Origin of the sequence: Robertmurraya dakarensis, assembly GCF_900156875.1 — a bacterium.
Classification (GTDB): domain Bacteria; phylum Bacillota; class Bacilli; order Bacillales; family Cytobacillaceae; genus Robertmurraya; species Robertmurraya dakarensis.
The window spans coordinates 482237-498062 of the sequence record NZ_LT707409.1 but is presented as its reverse complement, the minus strand read 5'-3'; the positions used below and the strand labels follow the sequence as shown (position 1 = coordinate 498062).

13 protein-coding genes are annotated in these 15826 nt (G+C 40.1%); all 13 read right to left on the bottom strand.

The features are described from left to right. Positions 1-554 precede the first annotated feature (554 nt). The 13 genes from CZ487_RS11545 to CZ487_RS11480 all read right to left on the bottom strand — a co-directional run bounded on the left by CZ487_RS11545 (position 555) and on the right by CZ487_RS11480 (position 15697). A complete protein-coding gene (locus tag CZ487_RS11545; RefSeq protein WP_077215284.1) occupies positions 555-1754 on the bottom strand; it encodes an iron-containing alcohol dehydrogenase in 1200 nt (399 codons plus the stop codon). 118 nt (positions 1755-1872) lie between these two features. Next, a complete protein-coding gene (locus CZ487_RS11540) occupies positions 1873-3114 on the bottom strand; it encodes an MFS transporter (RefSeq protein WP_077215283.1) in 1242 nt (413 codons plus the stop codon). 486 nt (positions 3115-3600) lie between these two features. Further along, on the bottom strand, positions 3601-4332 hold the full coding sequence (locus CZ487_RS11535; protein ID WP_077212316.1) for a YheC/YheD family protein: 732 nt from the start codon (positions 4330-4332) through the stop codon (positions 3601-3603). 138 nt (positions 4333-4470) lie between these two features. Continuing rightward, positions 4471-5613 (bottom strand): S8 family peptidase, encoded by a 1143-nt coding sequence (locus tag CZ487_RS11530; RefSeq protein ID WP_077212315.1) that lies wholly within the window; start codon positions 5611-5613, stop codon positions 4471-4473. Positions 5614-6220: 607 nt separating this feature from the next. Next, positions 6221-6616, bottom strand: a complete 396-nt coding sequence (locus CZ487_RS11520) for a VOC family protein (RefSeq protein ID WP_077212313.1) — start codon at positions 6614-6616, stop codon at positions 6221-6223. An 81-nt stretch (positions 6617-6697) separates the two neighbouring features. After that, on the bottom strand, positions 6698-7216 hold the full coding sequence (locus tag CZ487_RS11515) for a CBO0543 family protein (protein ID WP_077212312.1): 519 nt from the start codon (positions 7214-7216) through the stop codon (positions 6698-6700). 295 nt (positions 7217-7511) lie between these two features. Next, positions 7512-7955 carry an SRPBCC family protein gene (locus CZ487_RS11510; RefSeq protein WP_077212311.1) on the bottom strand — a complete coding sequence of 148 codons (444 nt, stop codon included), beginning with the start codon at positions 7953-7955 and terminating at the stop codon, positions 7512-7514. Between the two features lie 175 nt (positions 7956-8130). Further along, positions 8131-8985, bottom strand: coding sequence for a malate synthase (locus CZ487_RS11505; RefSeq protein WP_077212310.1), 855 nt, complete (start codon positions 8983-8985; stop codon positions 8131-8133). 895 nt (positions 8986-9880) lie between these two features. Continuing rightward, a complete protein-coding gene (gene fdhD, locus CZ487_RS11500) occupies positions 9881-10690 on the bottom strand; it encodes a formate dehydrogenase accessory sulfurtransferase FdhD (protein ID WP_077212309.1) in 810 nt (269 codons plus the stop codon). A 21-nt stretch (positions 10691-10711) separates the two neighbouring features. Next, positions 10712-11074: a Na-translocating system protein MpsC family protein gene (locus tag CZ487_RS11495; RefSeq protein WP_077212308.1), complete on the bottom strand. Its 363-nt coding sequence runs from the start codon at positions 11072-11074 to the stop codon at positions 10712-10714. A gap of 93 nt (positions 11075-11167) precedes the next feature. After that, positions 11168-11647, bottom strand: a complete 480-nt coding sequence (locus CZ487_RS11490; protein ID WP_077212307.1) for a helical membrane plugin domain-containing protein — start codon at positions 11645-11647, stop codon at positions 11168-11170. Next, on the bottom strand, positions 11647-14622 hold the full coding sequence (gene fdhF, locus CZ487_RS11485; protein ID WP_077212306.1) for a formate dehydrogenase subunit alpha: 2976 nt from the start codon (positions 14620-14622) through the stop codon (positions 11647-11649). Before fdhF ends, CZ487_RS11490 begins: the two co-directional genes overlap by 1 nt. Positions 14623-14881: 259 nt before the next feature. Beyond that, entirely contained in the window at positions 14882-15697 is an 816-nt protein-coding gene (locus CZ487_RS11480; RefSeq protein WP_077212305.1) for a formate/nitrite transporter family protein, read from the bottom strand. Between the last annotated feature and the right edge of the window lie 129 nt (positions 15698-15826).

Below are 15826 nucleotides of genomic sequence, written 5' to 3'. Positions count from 1 at the left end.
TATGAAGACCGTTTCCTGATTGAGCTGAACCTCTTGCGGTTCTCATGCCTTTTATGAAGACCGTTTCCTGTCGGCGCTGAACCTCTTTCGGTTCTCATGCCTTTTATTAAGACCGTTTCCTGATTGAGCTGAACCTGTTTCGGTTCTCATCCCTCTTATGAAGACCGTTTCCTGTTGGCGCTGAACCTCTTGCGGTTTTCATTCCTTTTATGAAGGCCGTTTCCTACTTGCGCGGGACCTCTTTCGGTTCTCATGCCTCTTATGAAGACCGTTTCCTACTTGCGCGGGACCTGTTTCGGTTCTCATCCCTCTTATGAAGACCGTTTCCATGATTGCGCGGATCTCTTTCGGTTCTCATCCCTCTTATGAAGACCGTTTCCTGTTGGCGCCAGACCTCTTGCGGTTTTCATTCCCTTTATGAAAACCGTTCTCATGATTACCCTGACCCTCTTTCGGTTCTCATTCCACTTTTGAAGACCGATCCCTCATGAAATAGTGCCTGCTCCCCACTACAGTTAATCCCCTGGAGGACAGCCGCCAACCTAGACCCCCAATCATTCTTTAATTAATTGATAAAGTTTAAACAGATCGTCTTTGTTCAAAATTCTCGGTACAGGATAAAGAGGATTGGCTTCTTTTAGAGCTCGTTCGATCATAATTGGCATATCTTTTTCCTCAATACCACTCACTTTAATTGGAATGTCCATAGCTTGATTAAGCTGCCTTATGGCATTGATAAACTTTCTTGCTTTGACTTCCAAACTGTCAGATTCTTTTGAAACACCAATTAAATCAGCTAACTCCGCCAATGGTTTGTGTGCCGAACTGCCGTAATACTCAAGAACATGGGGAAGGATAATTGCGTTTGCCAAGCCATGGGGAACGTTGTAAAATCCGCCAAGAGTATGAGCAATCGCATGTACATAGCCAACAAAAGCACGTGTGAATGAGACTCCTGCCAAATAGGAAGCTTTCTGCATATTTCGGCGGGCGGCAATATTTGATCCGTTTGAATAAGCTTCATATAGATTTTCAAAAATTAAGCTGACCGCTTCTCTGGCGCAATTTTTTGTTTCCTCTGTGTTACTTTTTCCAATGTAAGCCTCAACAGCATGTGTTAATGCATCCATCCCTGTAGTGGACGTAATATGGGGTGGAAGTTTAATCGTCAGCAGCGGGTCAAGGACAGCAAAGTGCGGAATTAATACCGTATCATTGACTGCATATTTCTCGTGTGTCTTGCTATTCGATATTACTGCCGCAAGTGTGGCTTCACTTCCTGTTCCAGATGTTGTTGGGACGGCAAAAAGCGTCGGAGTCTTTTTTCTTACTTTTAGCTGCCCTTTCATTTGTGAAATGCTCTTTTCAGGTCTTGCTAAACGTACACCAACCCCTTTTGCACAATCCATTGGCGATCCACCGCCAAAAGCTATTAAACTTTCACATCCGTTTTCACGGTAAAGGCTGAGTGCTTCTTCAATGTTATCAATCGTAGGGTTGGGAACCGTATCATCATACACAACATAGTTTATCCCCATAGTATTCAAACCTTTAAGCATTTCATCCATTAATCCGAGCTTTGTAATTCCTTTATCCGTTACAATCAATACATTCTTTATATTTTTATTTTTTATTAGAATAGGAAGTTTGCTTAGACTATTTTCTCCCTCTATTAATTCAGGTTTTCGCCAGGCTAGAAAATTCATAGCAAATTTAAGAGAACGTTGATACATCCTGCAATATAGTTTATACATATCGCTATCACCTTTTTTCTTAAAATTATAAAACATATAATAGCCAACTCCCAATATTTACGCTGGGGGACAATTACCAACATGAGAAAACGAGAGCCAATGACCCTCGTTCTTAACATTATGATTCTATCGCTGCAGGTTTTCCCGCTTCCATTAATACTTTATTACGGCCTAGGAATATGGCTAATATGATAATGAATATTCCAGTTCCTACTAATAGCCATTCAATTTTGATGAAATCGGCAATAGGACCGAATAGTAACATTCCAAGTGGCATCATCGAGGTTGAAATCATCCCCATTACGCCGAAAACTCTTCCTAAATAACCTTCCTCTACTTTTTCCTGTAACAAAACAGTTGCCGGTGTATTAAAAATTGGCAAGGCAATACCGAATACGGCCATAAATGCTAAATACACCCAAAAATCCGGGACAATACCAAGGCCAAATGTGCAGACTCCCATGATCATACTTGCGAATCCTAACGTTTTGATTTTGTTCGGAAAGCCTCCCCAGGACGCAATAATTCCCCCGCCTGCCATCATGCCGACGGAGAAGGCAATTTCGATGGCTGATAATCGCCACACATCATCGCCGAAACTGCGTGTAACCTGGAGTGGCGTTAAAAAGGATGCGGGTGCCATTAGTACAAAGAATACCGCAAAGAATAGGAAGAATTTTTTTAGAAAAGCATGGTTATTCACATATTGTAACCCTTGTTTAAAATCACTAAAGTAGCTTGTTGTTTGTGTTTCTGCTGCCTTCTCATGTACAGAAATTTTTAAAGCCAGAAGCGTGACAATGGCAATACCTGCCGTAATCACATCGATAAAGAAAATCATTTCGATCGAGGTCAGTCCTAACAGTGCTGCACTAACCATTGGCGATACGAACATGATAATCGCTTGAATACTACCATTTGTTCCGTTCACCTTTGTCAATTTATCCTTGGGAACAATTTGCGGTAAAATGGCTCCGACTGCTGGCATTTGAATTCCAGTTCCAAAGGCACGAACCGCTGCCATCATGAAAAGCAGCCAGATTGCATTAAACCCCATTAAATAGAGAATAGCAAGGATTAAAGTTGCCATCGCGATCAGTCCGTCTGCTAACATAATCAGCATTTTACGGTTATATCGGTCAGCCCAAACTCCTGCAACTGGTGACAAAATAAAGGTCGGGATAAAACCACAAATAATATACAACGTCATCATCAATCCGGATTCGGTCGTTAGTGTTATATGCCACATAATGGCGTATTGAACCAGAGACGATCCAAATAGTGAGACCGTCTGGCTGCTTAAAAAGAGAATGATATTTTTTAACCAATTCTCCTGGAGATGATTGTTTTCAATGTTCATTGATTTCCAGCTCATTTCTATTATTATTTTTTCAGAAATTCGCTTCGCCCACATTCACAAGATTGTACCACTTTATTCCATTTTAAAGACACACAAAAAAGAGGAGAAATCATCCCCTCTCTTTTAAAATAACCGTCAAATATAGGTTTTCTTAAAAAAAGACAGACCAATCCCATCGCTCTGAACGCAGGCAGAGCCTTCACACGTATTTAGTTAACGGATGAACATAGGGAATCGTAATCTCATTGATGCTGTCACAAAGAAAACCTCCATTTCCTAATTGATGATATTATCATAGCAAAAGGAACGTAATAATACAATTCCTTTTCAAACGAATCAACACAAGTAATCCTTTTATGTAACCTTTTATTAAATTAGCAGGATCTCTGAGTTCCCTAGAATAAATGGTTATTTAGTAACTCAGTTATAAATAATAATTACCAAGACCAAATCGCGTAAATGGTTTGGTCTGATAACTATGCTGGCTCAATGTTTTCGGAACCATCTCATCTTTTTAAATACGCTTTTGTCTTTAAGCTTCTTAAACATATAGATATCAGGACCCAAATTTGCTTCTATGATCCAGAGTTTTCCATAAATATCAAGACCTATATCCAGACCGATCATTCTTCTGTTTGGATAATATGCCATCAGTTTATTGGCCGTTAACAATGAAATATGATCCATTTCAGCTATTAAATCTTTAACGGAAAAATTCAGATTAGCTTCTTCTATTGCTTCCTCAACAGGCATAACGGCTTGAGCTGCATTAGTTATGAGATATCCCTTAGCAGCTACCTTAGCAAGCCTTCCTGTTACCCACCATTTTAGCGAACCTCTAGTGCGCTGGACCATTACTCGAATATCAAATGGACAATTCTGAATGCTAGTTAAATTGAGTTTTTGCTGGACAATATATTTTTTTCTACGAGAATAATATTGTTTCCTTAAAAACGTGTAGACATCATTTTCACTGTTGTATACTACTTTTTCGTTCTTAAAGTGCACCAAATAGTGTTGGTTAGTTAATGCTGATACACTAACTACTCCTCTTCCATGAAGACCCAAACACGGTTTTACGATTACTTCCCCATGCTTTTCCAAGAGTTCATGGAATGTATCCCTTCTGAACAATTTGGTCTCAGGTAAATAGGTTGTCAAAGCTTCATCCTGAAGTAATATTTTATGCTTGGTCCATTTACCAACTGATTTACCCATGTCTCATGACCCCTTTACTGACTCCTTTGTTCAATATCGTATTCAGATCAAAAAGAATCGGCTTAGATGGCAGCCTATTATATATTGAATCTAAAAAAGTCCGCTCTGATCAGGCGGACTTTGCACATATGTGATATCCTATGCTAGACCTTCTGCTGCAATCATGGCTTTCAATGCGTTAATTCTTCCAAGCCGATATTGTGTTCCCGTACCTGGAACCGTATCAGTAGACGATTCAATGGCTTGGCGTATTTGGGCATTCGTTAAGGATGGAAAAGTCGCTTTGATTAATGCACCAAGACCTGTTACAAACGGAGCAGACATAGATGTACCACTTAATGAACCAAAATTTAGGCACCCAATCGAATTTGGGTGATTTGGGCAAGTGGAGAAGATGTCTACGCCTGGTGCCGCAATATCTACATTCGTTTCTCCAAAATTGGAAAAGTCTGCTTTTAAATCGTTCTCATCTGTAGCAGCGACACTGATGACATTTGAATAGTCAGATGGATAATGTGGAATAATATCATTATCATTATCATCATTTCCTGCTGAACCAATAAGAAGCACACCTCTACTCCAAGCAAAATCAACGGCATCTTGTTCAGCTTGTACAAAACCATAATGACCAAAGCTCATATTAATGATGTGTGCACCTGTATTGGCAGCGTCGATAATTGCGGCGATGGCCCAACTAATAGAACCAGTCCCAGTATCGCCAAGCACTTTGTAATTCCATATATTACCAGAATTAAAGCTTGTCCCTGCTCCAAATTGATTGTTATTAGTGATCGCGGCAGCAATCCCAGCCACATGTGTGCCATGTCCATAATTATCATCGACCGTTCCCGCTGGAACTGTAAAACTCATATTTTTAGTGATTCTTCCTTCTAAGTCCAGGTGATTCTGGTCAACTCCTGTATCCATAATGACAATATTGACATCATTTGAAGATCTAACCGCTCTACACCATGCTTCCGGAGCCATAATTTTTTCCAGGCCCCACTGCAGATCGTACTCTGGATCATTGGGAACAATTCTTCTACAAAGGCCATTAAGGTGAATCTCGATATCTTCCTCAGCATACCGAACCTTATTGTTCGCCTGATAATTAGCACAGCTTGTACTAACCTGATTAATCGGAACCGTGACAATATCCAAGTGAATTTCTTTTAACTCTTTAACTAAGGTAGCTCCGATATCCTGATGAACTTGATCACGCTCTGCCCTTGACACATTTGGGTAAAAACCAACAAGTATACGGTTTTCTGTTAGTGCCAAATAAAACCCTCTCCTTATCATTAAATAGGAAAGAAACCACTATGAATTTCTTGTCCCTTACCCCTAATAAATTCAAAAACAACAAAAAGGTGTGGACAAAAAATAAAATTGGGAAAATGGCAAAGGGAAAGGAAAAATGCAATAAACCCTTAAATTCAGCAAAAGGCATATCTCTGATTGAGGGCATTTTAAAACTGTGGAAAGGACTGCAAGAAGAAGGTGTCATTCAGCTTAACCAAACTCTATTATTTAAAAAAATCTAATGATATTACACTGAACAAATTACAATAAGTAGTTCAAAATTTTTAATAGGGAAATATTGGAGAGAGACGTATCGAACGATACTTCCTCGAGAAAAATAGACAAAGTGTGCTATTGAAAAGAGATTTGCATCTTTAATCCGAATTAATTAGAACAGGTAATTAGCTGCTAGAAACAACTTCGTTTTCACTAAATAAAAGAACACTTACAAATATTGCTAAAACAATATTTGTAAGTGTTCCGGTTAGATACAGTAATTTGTTTAACTATCCTCAATTACTTTGTATTAGATGTAATTAGCCAAAATCATTACGTCAATTGATGATTGTCACCACATCATACTCGCCTATTTTGCATTCTTATCTGGTTGATGAATACCAAATATATTTCCTTCAGGATCAATATAATATCCCTGCCACGCCATGCCTGGAAGAGCATACTTAGGCAGAGCTACCTTGCCGCCCCGGTCTAGAATTTTAGATTCCGTTGAATCATAATCCGCCACTCCCATTGTACAAGCATAGCCATTCAAAGCTTGGTTCTGTTCTGGCGGCGGCCCTTGACGCTTCATCAATGCTCCATTGATGCCAAGTTCATTCTCAGCACCTGTTACAGCTCCAAAATAGGGCATACCAGCATATTCGCTCCAATCTTCAAATGTCCAGCCAAACACCTCTCCATAAAACTTTTTTGCCCGTTCCATATCATCTACATGAATTTCAAAATGTACGATTCTACCCATCATGACCTCCAAATAATAAACATTCAACATATTCCTTATAGCCATTAAGTTTGCACTCTATACAAAAATGCTAAATATTGTTCATTGCCCTACGGGAACATGAAAATACAAAACAAAAAAGAGAATAATCGGAATAGAGATCAGTATAGCGATGGTAGGTTTTTTGTAATGGAGCCTTAGCATTGTAAAAAGGATGAAATTGAATAATACTGACCAGCCAATACTCCAATCATTATGATGCGCAACTAAATTTAAGTATCGCAAATTTATGTATTCAATTAGTGAGTATAAAGTTACCCAGAATAAGATCCAAATGATTACTTTAACAATCCCTGTTGGGAAATTGCCGAGGTAAATTAGTACTGTTGCTGGGTAGGCAACAAACATGATTAATAAGGAAATAATCGTATGATTTGGGAGGAGATTTGCTGCAAGTATGCTCTCTTTGTACTCCCACATTTTATAGTTATAACAAAGATAGTTATAAAGCAGGTCGCCAAACCAAAGAAATAAAATGGTGGAATGGTACTTCTTCCAGTTTCTCCAATCACCCCATCTTAATCCGGCACCTAGAAAAAGGCCATTAAAAATTAAATGCATGGCATCAACTCCGAATTTTACTATCCTTTATTTTATCCAAATATTGTAAAACTATTTTATAAATTTTCATCGCAAAAAAAGCCTTCGCTTGAAGGCTTTATAGCATTCATTAAGATTGAATTGTAAAAATTATTAAAACTTTTACTCTCAACAGCTGAAATCGTCTTCACGTTGCAAAAGGCGATGCCTGTATTCAAGCATCACCTCGGAAATTTTGTTGTTAAGAGCAGGTTTTCCTTGTATCAATTCCAAAAATCCCCCTAGAAACCAGCAACAGATCTAGTACTTGTGGTGCCTAATGGATTAATGATCCTCTCAAAGTTCTAACTCCATTTTCCAAGTAGCCCTTTAAACAAGTTAACATATATACCCAGCCTTCTTTTTGTCCTATCATTTTGCTTACTATTTCAGGGTCGTTTTCATTAAAACCTGATTCGTTTACCTCAATCCTGGTGCTTGCATGATCCAACGCCTGTAAGATAATAGTAACAACTGTTTCTTCGTTGTACTCTCCACCCCATGAAAAAACAATCTTCTTATTTCCCTCGACTTCTAAAACATGTATCACTAATTCTGCTTCGTATTCAACATATCTTACAGTAACGGACTTGCCTTGTTCCCATCTTTCGGAACTCGACGAGAACCAAAAATTCCCTATTTTTGCAGGGTCTACAATGGCTTCAAACACCTCATTAGTTGGTTTATGTATTTTAAACTTCGTCGTGATTTGAGTGTCCATGAAACTCCACTCCCTTCAGAAATATATGACTTTTTTCATTATGCCCAATAGGCTTCTACCTTTACTTCTTATTTTTAGTATATAAACCAGAATCACATATGAATCAAGTATAAAAACCACATCTAAGAATGACGTGGCTTTATCGAGTCCATCACTATTCTGCTGAGAGCTAAATTTAAATACGCATTAATGCACCATTAGGCTTTGGCAGCTCTTGTTCTGCTATTTGATTCATTTTACAAAAATGTTCAAAAAATTGTTGTGCCAGCTCTCGTTCACCAGGATCACTTTTCAACGAAACGATATCAAGCAAAATTTGAGCCATCCATGAATTATCAAAATATCGGTGTTTACCGGTTTTCCATGTCATTTTATCAGGAGATTTTTCATTAAAATAATATTTCCAAAAAGGCATCTGACCCGATTCCTCTTCAGTAAGTTGCAATCTGTATTTGGAATGAGCTGGAATATATCCATCTTCATTAAGTTTGCCGATAAAATTTTCGTTTACCATATAGACACCTAAAATACGTCTATCTTTTTCAAGCATGCTGGAATCTATTGCTGTTAACAGGACCGCACTATTTTGATGCAAGCGGGTAGGTTTGTTAGGCTTCCCCTTGTTTTTACCGCTTTTTATTACCCCCGAAAAAACCTTCCACTCCGTAAAAGAACGATTCTGTTCTTCTGTGTCACACCAAAAAACCATTTGTGATTCAGGATGAAGTTTATGATTTTTCATAAGTTTTTCATGTTCCAAGCGAAGTTCATATTTTATTTGTTGTAGTTTCTTTTCCTCTTCCCGCTTCTGTTCTTCCTTCTTTCGTTCGTTTTCTTTTTCTTGTAAAATTTCTCCAAGTGAATTAGCAATACTTTCATCCTGCAATTTTAGGTGCTCTCCAAATACATCGGGAAAAACAAACTTTTTATTTTCCGAAGCGAAATGTATTTCAATAATCGTGTCATCATGTTTAACTATATTACCTGCTCCAAAACGCTTATGTGTAACTTTCTTATTGATCAGGTTCATTATTCTATTCCTCCTTATAGGATAAAAACTCGGGTACTAAATAGGCAGTAAATTGATTTACTTACCTTTAAAGCTCATTTGAATTTTTCTATCGTTTGAAAAAGGATATTAAAAAAACGCATCCAGAATTCTGTCTGCAAAAGTATACAGAAGAATTCAGAATACGATAGAAAAATAATTATAAGATTATTATAACATTTTTTTGAAAATAACACAAATTTATTATTGACAACATATTTTTATATGAGGTAAAATAAAATTTTATTCTGATTAACACCTTCAAATAACTATGAAAAACCACCAGAAAAAGTCGCAAAATTTCTAGAATCAGTGCCTGTCCCTCACTACACTTTCGGTTCTCATTCCCTTTATGAAGACCGTCGAACGCTTGCACTGAACCTGTTTCGGTTCTCATTCCCTTTATGAAGACCGTCGGCCGCTTGCACTCAACCTCTTTCGGTTCTCATTCCCTTTATGAAGACCGTCCCCAGCTTGCGCCCAACCTATTTCGGTTCTCATTCCCTTTATGAAGACCGTCGGCCGCTTGCACTCAACCTCTTTCGGTTCTCATTCCCTTTATGAAGACAGTCGGCCGCCTGCACTCTACCTCTTTCGGTTCTCATTCCCTTTATGAAGACCGTCCCTCGCTTGCGCTGAAACTCTTTCGGGTCTCATCCCTTTTATCGGAAGCTAGCATCTGTTCCCCACTACTACGCTAAGGCACAGGCACCTCACTCGCTTTTACTCAACATCACTCAATGATAGGTTTTCTAAAAAGTCCTTAATCGCCTGCACCAAATAAAAAGGCTGCTTATAAGCAACCGTGAATGTAAGGATAAGTATTTGTTTGTTAAAAACCCAGCTTGACTCCGCTTTTCAGCAAAGACAAAGCAGATCAATTTGCTGTGATTTCAGGGATAATTCTTTCTGGGTTTGTATAAATATTAAGCGCCTTGTTGCGGATAAAACCAACTGCGGTAATCCCCAGCTCTTCCGCCAGGCGAAGTCCCAGCTCCGTTGGGGCTGATTTTGAAAGAACAACACCGCATTTAATTTTGGCCACTTTTAACAATATCTCAGAGGAAATCCGGCCGCTGAATACGATCACTTTATCTTCCATCGAAATGGAATGCTTCAAACAGTAGCCAAAAATTTTATCTAAGGCATTATGTCTGCCAATATCTGTCCTTGCGACGACCAATCCATTCTCATCGCATAGCGCTGCGTTATGTACACCGCCTGTTTCTTGAAAAATCGTAGATGACGCTTGCATCTCCTCCATCAGACGAAAGCAATCCTCAATAGAAAGAACATGATGTTTTGTTTCCAACGGCTTAACGGTTCTGGCATCATTATAAAAATAAAAACTTTGACGGCTCTTCCCGCAGCAAGAGGTTACCACCCGTTTTGAGTGGAACATTTCATTAAGTTTGTTGACTCGATGTGTGGTCACAACTGCTTTTCCGATGGTTTCAATGATGCTGATATCCTTGATGTCCTCGTATCCTCTAATCATGCCTTCAGATGCCAAAAATCCGACAACAAGCTCCTCGATATGCTCCGGGCTGCAAACGAGTGTTGCGAATTCCTCGTTATTTAACATAATGGTGATCGGATACTCCGTCACAATACTATCTTCTACCGTTTGAGTAACACCATTTTCATATCTCCAAACGGTATTGGTCACCTGCATTTGCTGATTCATAATCCTCGCCTCCTTCGTTCCTTATTTACTTTTTAGATCAACGGAGTCGGCGAAGACAAATACAGTCATCGCAGTGTCTTCTTCAATATTAATATCAGAAAATAGCCGAAGAACCCTTGCTCCGATTAAATTTTCAAATTTTTCCAGAACCTCTGGTTTTTTGTATATTTCTTTAATCATCTTCGTTCTGGCCTCATGGACCATTTGCTTTCCTTGATCAGAGGTAATCATAAACTTTTCTACATTGGTGAGATTGCCTTTCATTTCACTAACGGCCCAGTTGCCCATGAAACGCGTACTAATTTCCCTCGGTCCATTGCCAACATATTCTTTTCTGATTTCCCGAACTAGCATACTAAATTCATGCTCCAAATTTCTCCCCATTTGCTTTTCCCCCTTAACAATCCTATAAGGATAGTTTCCATATTAAAGGGGAAATCCATTCGTTATATAAAAACCAATGGATTTCTCCAACACTTATTCCTTTAAGCCTTCACCGACACCTTTTAGGAGATTTAATCCAAATCCAATTGCACGGTTGATATCTGGATCATTCAGTACCTTTAGGAGGTCTAGAATCCCAACTTTTGAATCCTCTTGAAGTCCCTGCTGCGCTTTTTCAATTCCTAATGCAACGCTCCCCATGAGTTTCTTCGTCATCTCTGGATCAAGAGTCGTCAACGCTCCGCCTGCAGCCATCGTGTTATTAATGAGATTTGTTACCGGCTCGCGTGTCATTTGTCCAACAGCAATCTTGGCCACTTTCTCTTTTGCTTTGACAAGACTGTTAAGGGCATCCAAAATGCCGCTGTCGTGAAGCTCCTGCAGTAGTTGAAGTGTTTCAAGCAGGGAGTCTTTGTTTTGAGCAACCTCGGAGAGAAGACTCTCCAAGGATTGCGATTTTTTTTGCTCTTCTGTCAGCTCGTTCTTTTTAATGGTAGAGATTGGTTTCGCCATTATGCATTCCTCCTGTCATACATTCCAGGCTGTACATGTTCATTGATGCTTGCAAGCGGCACATAGTCGCCCCGCTCCCATTTGCGGTAAATTTCAAGACCCATTTGCGGAGTGCGTGTCGCATTACGCGGGTTGAATCTTGGCAGTGGATTTTCCCCTTCTTGGTTGAGAACCTCCATCCGCACTTTCGTCTGTTTATAAGCAGGAGTATGCGTCACGACATCAACCGCTCCGCCGGTTAATAAGTTAACTGCGCTTTCATGGCTGTTAGAGTGCATTGGTACATAGATGGTTTTTCCTTCAACACGGTCTGTGACAAGAACTGGAAGGCGAATCGCCCCATATGGTGATACAAGGCGTACAAGTGCGCCATCCTTCACACCGCGCTCTTTCGCAAGCTCCGGTGATACTTCCACAAAGACTTTCGGGAACTTGTATTGAAGACCCTCTGATTTATGTGTCAAGTTTCCTTCGTGGAAGTGCTCAAGTAAACGTCCGTTGTCTAGCGCCAGATCAAACTCTTCTGGGAATTCTACTGGAGCCACATAATCGAACAGACCAAAGCGCGCCTTTTTATCAGGGAAATTAAATCCGTCCAGGTAAAGAACTGGCGTATCCGTTCCATCTGGAGATCCCCAACTGAAGCTGTTCCATCCCTCAAGAACATTATAGTTACAGTGTGCAAAGAATGGAGTTAAGCTTGCCATTTCTGCAAAAATTTCACTTGGATGCTCGTAGTTCCAGTTGTAGCCCATTTTCTTCGCTACCTCTTGAAGAATCCACCAGTCCGGCTTCGCATTTCCAGTTGGCTCCAATGCTTGGTATAAACGCTGTACACGGCGTTCCGTATTGGTGAAGGTTCCATCTTTTTCAAGAGAAGGTACCCCTGGTAAAATAACATCCGCAAATTGTGCAGTTGTTGATAAGAAGATTTCCTGAACGACAAGGAAATCAAGCTTCGCAAGCATGTCTTGTGTATGGTTAGAATCCGCATCTACCCAAGCCATGTCTTCACCGACGATATACATTGCTTTTAACTCGTCTTTATCAACCGCTTCAAGCATTTGAATATTATCAAGGCCTGGTTCTGCAGGAAGTGTGACACCGTATGCTTTTTCAAATTTTGCGCGTACTTCGTCATTGGCCACTTGCTGATAACCTGGGAAAATATTCGGCATGGTTCCCATGTCGCTTGCACCTTGGACGTTGTTATGTCCGCGAAGTGGGAATGCCCCTGCATTGCGGCGCATCATGTTTCCTGTTGCAAGAAGAAGGTTCGCAATTGCAACAGACGTATGAGAACCAGCAATGTTTTGCGTTACACCCATTCCCCAGCAGATCGCTGTTCCGTCAGCATCACGAATCATTTCTGCCATTTGAATTAAAGCTTCTTTAGTAATCCCGGTAATTTTCTCTGCTTCTTCCAACGTATAAGGGTTAATCATGTCAAGGAATTCACCATAATGATTCACATGCTTTTGAATGAATGCTTCATCATGCCAGCCTTTGTCGATCATGTACTTTGTTACGGCAGACAGCCATACATAGTCTGTTCCTTGTTTTGGACGTACAAATAAATCAGCACGGTCCGCCATTTCATGTCTGCGAACATCCACGGTAATCAATTTTTGTCCATGAAGCTTATGTGCACGTTTGATGCGCGATGCAAGAACAGGGTGTCCTTCTGCTGGTGCACATCCAACAAGGATGACAAGTCCAGCGCCCGCAATATCTTTGATCGTTCCAGAGTCTCCGCCGATTCCGCCTGTTTGCTGTAAGCCCCATGATGCAGGAGATTGGCAATAGCGAGAACAGTTGTCGACGTTATTAGTTCCAAACACTTGACGTGACAGCTTTTGCACTAAGTAGTTTTCTTCATTTGTAATTTTGGAAGAAGAAATAAATCCTAATGAATCGCTTCCGTACGTATCTTTAATGGCACCCATTTTTTCAGCGACTAGAGTCAGCGCTTCATCCCATGTCGCTTCTACAAACTCATCACCTTTACGGATTAATGGTGTCGTAATCCGCTCTTGTGAGTTCACAAAGTCCCATCCGAATTTCCCTTTTACACAGGTAGAAACACTGTTAACCGGTGAGTTTTCAGATGGTTCAATTTTTAAAATTTCATGATCCTTTGTCCAAACTTCAAATGAGCAGCCGACCCCACAGAACGTACAAACGGTTTTCGTTTTCTCGATGTTATTTTCACGCATCGCAGCTTCCACTTCTGATACGGCAAAAATGGTTTGATAATCAGGTTCTACTGCTTTTACTAAATCAATCATCGGAGTCAGCAAATCATCTTCAATCGACGTCATTACCCCGGCATTTCCAAGCATTGATTTTTCCATTAAAGCGTTACATGGACAAACGGTCACACACTGCCCGCATGAAACGCAGGAAGATTCATTGATGCTTGTGCCGCCATCCCATAATACACGCGGCTGTTTGCTTTCCCAATCAATTGTCAAGGTTTCGTTGACCTGCAAGTCCTGGCATGTTTCCACACAACGGCCGCATAATATACATTGATCCGCGTCGTAACGGTAAAACGGATGAGACATGTCCACTTCATATCCCTTGGAGCGATGCGGACGAGTTTGATGTTCGACTCCCATCATTTCAGCTGTATTATGGACACGGCAGTTACCGTTGTTATTATCACAAACCGTACAATATAATAAATGATTTTCTAAAATACGGTCCATCGCCTCTTCCTGAGCATTTTTTGCGAGCTCTGAGGACGTCAGGATGTTCATCCCTTCCTCTACCTCTGTTGAACAAGCGCGCATAATATTCCCATCGACTTCACACATACAGGTATCACAGCTTTGCACCGGACCTAGAACCTCTGAATAACAAATATGTGGATGCTGAATGTCCTGAGATATCAGGTAATCCAAGATGCGTGTTCCTTTTTCAATCTCACGTTCGACTCCGTTAATGACAACATTCACTTTTTCAGACAAAATACGTCACTCCTACAGACAATCTCCCTAATTACTTATCAGAGAGATGTTTTTGCATTTTTATTTTTCATCCATATGATGAGAACAGGATATCCTAGCAATTTTTAATACTTTTAAAATCTAGCAATTTTTGCTTTTACTATAAATACTATGTTTATATTGTTAATTATTCGCACTTAGGGATGAATTTACCTTTTATATAAAATGTTGCTTACTAGCATTTTGATCGAAATTTTTTCTAGAAATTTGCGAAACTTTGAAACTACATAGCCTTCTTCATTTTAATAGAGTGTTGATCTTCCTTGCTTTCGAGCGCTTGTTTATAAACCATCCAATACATCAAGGCTACAAATACGCCTCCGCCAATTGCATTGCCGATAAATACGGGAACAAAGTTAGAGAGATACTCTGCCCAGCTCACCTGACCTGCAAAAATAGCAGCTGGAATCACAAACATATTGGCCACGACGTGCTGAAAGCCAATTGCCACGAATCCCATAATCGGGAACCAAATGGCTAGAATTTTTCCACCGATATCCTCTGCACCAAACGCCATCCACACGGCTAGACACACCATCCAGTTACAGCCGACAGCAGATATTAGTGTTTTCATAAAAGGCTCATCTACTTTTGCCTGGGCGATAGCCACTGTTTTTTCTAAAAATGGTCCTGATCCTGTTAAGCCGACAACATGGCCAAAGAAATAAGCAACAAATATCGCACCAACAAAGTTAGCGACAAGAATCAACGACCAGTTTCTTACAAGCTGTATTCCAGAGGCACGCTTTGCGAGCACTGCCATGGGCAATGCCATCATATTGCCTGTCAGCAGTTCACCTCCGGCAATGATAATCAGCACAAGACCGACCGGGAAGACAGCTCCTCCAATAAGTGAACTGAGGGAACCCCACTCCTCCGGCAGATTTCCGATTACGCGAATATCTAACAGGAATCCAAGTGCTATAAATGCTCCTCCTAAAAATCCCAAAATGAGCAGGTTGCGAATGGGCATAACGGCCTTTTTCGCGCCTGCCTCAACTACTTTCTGTGCAATGGAGTTTGGACTATGAAACGCCATCTTTTTTCCTCCTTTTTCAACTTGTTTTCTTTTGAAAATTGACTTCTTTCATTTGACTGATGTTGCTGAAGACTGTGGTCAGCAGGTTGATATGTAACCTTCGATACAAAACAAAAAACCCGCCATAAA

What these genes read in the sequence shown, in the direction of transcription:
- CZ487_RS11545 (WP_077215284.1), bottom strand. Translation starts at nt 1,754, where the DNA reads ATGTATAAACTATATTGCAGGATGTATCAACGTTCTCTTAAATTTGCT.
- CZ487_RS11540 (WP_077215283.1), bottom strand. Translation starts at nt 3,114, where the DNA reads ATGAACATTGAAAACAATCATCTCCAGGAGAATTGGTTAAAAAATATC.
- CZ487_RS11535 (WP_077212316.1), bottom strand. Translation starts at nt 4,332, where the DNA reads ATGGGTAAATCAGTTGGTAAATGGACCAAGCATAAAATATTACTTCAG.
- CZ487_RS11520 (WP_077212313.1), bottom strand. Translation starts at nt 6,616, where the DNA reads ATGGGTAGAATCGTACATTTTGAAATTCATGTAGATGATATGGAACGG.
- CZ487_RS11515 (WP_077212312.1), bottom strand. Translation starts at nt 7,216, where the DNA reads ATGCATTTAATTTTTAATGGCCTTTTTCTAGGTGCCGGATTAAGATGG.
- CZ487_RS11510 (WP_077212311.1), bottom strand. Translation starts at nt 7,955, where the DNA reads ATGGACACTCAAATCACGACGAAGTTTAAAATACATAAACCAACTAAT.
- CZ487_RS11505 (WP_077212310.1), bottom strand. Translation starts at nt 8,985, where the DNA reads ATGAACCTGATCAATAAGAAAGTTACACATAAGCGTTTTGGAGCAGGT.
- fdhD (WP_077212309.1), bottom strand. Translation starts at nt 10,690, where the DNA reads ATGAATCAGCAAATGCAGGTGACCAATACCGTTTGGAGATATGAAAAT.
- CZ487_RS11495 (WP_077212308.1), bottom strand. Translation starts at nt 11,074, where the DNA reads ATGGGGAGAAATTTGGAGCATGAATTTAGTATGCTAGTTCGGGAAATC.
- CZ487_RS11490 (WP_077212307.1), bottom strand. Translation starts at nt 11,647, where the DNA reads ATGGCGAAACCAATCTCTACCATTAAAAAGAACGAGCTGACAGAAGAG.
- CZ487_RS11480 (WP_077212305.1), bottom strand. Translation starts at nt 15,697, where the DNA reads ATGGCGTTTCATAGTCCAAACTCCATTGCACAGAAAGTAGTTGAGGCA.